This window comes from Vogesella mureinivorans (assembly GCF_007644035.1).
Classification (GTDB): Bacteria; Pseudomonadota; Gammaproteobacteria; order Burkholderiales; family Chromobacteriaceae; genus Vogesella; species Vogesella mureinivorans.
On record NZ_VMTV02001172.1, the window covers coordinates 1 to 284 of the forward strand.

1 protein-coding gene is annotated in these 284 nt (G+C 52.8%); it reads left to right on the forward strand.

The features are described 5' to 3' along the window. Positions 1–199, forward strand: a 199-nt coding sequence (locus FLQ44_RS23370; RefSeq protein ID WP_147696233.1) for a EutN/CcmL family microcompartment protein, incomplete at its 5' end; no start/stop codon positions are given. Positions 200–284 lie beyond the last annotated feature (85 nt).

The window sequence follows — 284 nt, forward strand, 5'->3', positions numbered from 1 at the left end:
GATCCTACCCCAATACGAGGTAGCTGGCGATCAGGTAGGCGCTGGTATAGATGAGTGGGCTTTGGTCAGCCGTGGGAGTGCTGCCCGGATTGTAGATGGCAGCGAAAAGCGTCCTCTCGATGCGATGGTGGTGGCGATTATTGACACGGTCAGTGTAGACAATCGCCTCCTGTACAGCAAGAAAGAACAATATCGTTAGTTACTTTGTTCAGTTAGTGAGGTTTAGAGATATGGCAGCCCGCAGCTTTGCGGCTCCCCCGACCCCTTGGTCAAAAAGTTTGGCG